The 2,000-nt window shown below is 38.5% G+C and carries 3 protein-coding genes; 2 read left to right on the forward strand and 1 reads right to left on the reverse strand.

Translation table 11 applies throughout. The features are described from left to right. Positions 1-479: 479 nt before the first annotated feature. A complete protein-coding gene (locus ABD128_RS09070; protein ID WP_343989425.1) occupies positions 480-914 on the forward strand; it encodes a DUF4265 domain-containing protein in 435 nt (144 codons plus the stop codon). Between the two features lie 337 nt (positions 915-1,251). Here the strand turns inward: ABD128_RS09070 and ABD128_RS09075 are convergent, their stop codons facing one another. After that, the gene (locus ABD128_RS09075) at positions 1,252-1,494 is read right to left on the reverse strand and encodes a hypothetical protein (RefSeq protein ID WP_343989427.1); all 243 of its coding nucleotides are present in this window, start codon (positions 1,492-1,494) and stop codon (positions 1,252-1,254) included. A gap of 173 nt (positions 1,495-1,667) precedes the next feature. Here ABD128_RS09075 and ABD128_RS09080 point away from each other — a divergent pair. Then, positions 1,668-2,000 (forward strand): transposase (locus ABD128_RS09080; protein WP_343989429.1); only part of this gene is annotated, 333 nt, incomplete at its 3' end.

Consider the following 2,000-nt stretch of genomic DNA (forward strand, 5'->3'; position numbering starts at 1 on the left):
AGATTGTAGATGATATTCGTAAAATCACTCAAAAGGGACTTGTGTTAGGTCGTGATGATTTTATAAAACAAGTTGAGGGCTTGACGGCAAGAAAATTAGCAGCACGTGAAGCAGGTAGACCTCGAAAGGTTCGAAATCTACTCTGACCCCATTAATTCCAAAAGCCTTGCTTCCGCAAGGCTTTTTTGTTTCTGCTAATATAAAAATTCCATTCATCGATCTTATACATTCAGCTCTTTAAAGTATCGATTTGCACTCCCGTAATAGATCCCAGTATATTCATATACTTATTCAGGATAAGTAAGTACATTATTTGGGATTAAATGTACTCTGACCCCATTAATTCCATCAAATGGACAGGTATTATGTCGTTCATGTAATATCAAAAAATCAGATAAAGTTCCAAAGCAACCTAATGAAAAGCCAAAGCCTAAAGAACCACCAAAACCTAACGACGACGACTTATTGAGGTGATAGTTATGAGTCATAAAAAAATACTGTTTAGATTGGAGCAAGATGAGGATGGGTATCCGCCAGTTAATTATGAAAATTTATGGGCTCTTCCTCTTGGGAATGAACTATATAAAATTGATAATACTCCTTTCTTTGTGGAGGGAGTTTCTAATGGGGATATTGTTAAAGCGGTAGAAAATGATAATGAGCTAGTCTTTCAAAAGGTCATTACAGCATCGAGCAACTCAACTGTTCGAGTTATTATGTTTGATGAATCAAAAATAAGCTATATAAGAAATAAAATGAAAGACCTAAACTGCACTTCTGAACTTGCAGAATCGTTGGGATTAATTTCAATAGACATTCCAGAAAGTGCTAACTATAAAAAATTTGAAGAGATATTGAAAAAGGGAGAGCTTGATGGTTACTGGGAGTATGAGGAGTCAGCATTAAGACATTGATATCGAGGTTGATGTATATCATTCACGAAGTTTGCTAAACGAGTAACGTTATTGTCCTGTCCGTATGTCCGATAGATGTTTGGTGGGATATTTCAAGGCTGAATTGCTCTAAGGTTGAGCAGTAAACGTAGGGTGCGCAGAGACGCACCTCATTTTGGAGTATTGATTCGGAGTTTTACCAGCAGCCCTCGGAAGGCTGTCTGGTTTGGGCTCGGAAGTGGGGACAGCAGAGGTCGGAATTGGGGGCGGTGCCAGTAGTTGCTGACACCGCTAAAAATCCGAATGCCTGCTGATTTGAGTTCCTAGTGAAAACCAGAAAGCTATCCCAATTGACTCTTTAGTAATTGAGTTCTTCGTAAGTATAGTGATACAAGCGGCCCACTTTTTCTGACTTTTTTATTAACCCTTCGGAGTACCAACCATCAATTGCTCTATTGAACTTATCTTGATAATAATTGAGTACGTCTCTTGAGTCTGAAATAAAATATGTTGGACGGTAGTAATGAGGGTAAATGCTACCGTCTTTGAATGATGCAAACTCTTCTGCCCACTCTGGTTTGTGTAAAGGTTCTAATAGCAATTTTTCATGAATGAATAATGAATTGTAAGCCCATATATAAATATCTAATTAATGGGGTCAGAGTACATTTTTTAACCTTAATCCATAGCGCACAACAATGATGGTTAAGTTCTGATACTCATTAAAAACTCGGGCTATATAATACAGCTAAACCCATAACCAAGATTATTCTTATGGCAAGGAAGCCACGATTAGATTTATCAGGATGTACCCAGCACATCATTCAGCGAGGCAATAACCGGCAGGTGTGTTTCGTTTCGGAAGAAGACTTTTCACTTTACGCTCATTATTTATACAAAGCATCAAAGAAGTTTGGTGTGGATATTCATGCTTGGGTTTTCATGACGAACCATGTTCACTTGCTAGTCACTCCTAAGGTGGCTGGTGCAGTATCAACAATGATGCTATCGGTAGGGCGTCGCTACGTGAGATACTTCAATCATACCTATCAACGAACAGGAACTTTATGGGAGGGGCGTTTTAAGTCCTGCTTGGTTGACTCAGAA

The sequence above is a fragment of the Kangiella japonica genome (genome assembly GCF_039523535.1).
Taxonomy (GTDB): domain Bacteria; phylum Pseudomonadota; class Gammaproteobacteria; order Enterobacterales; family Kangiellaceae; genus Kangiella; species Kangiella japonica.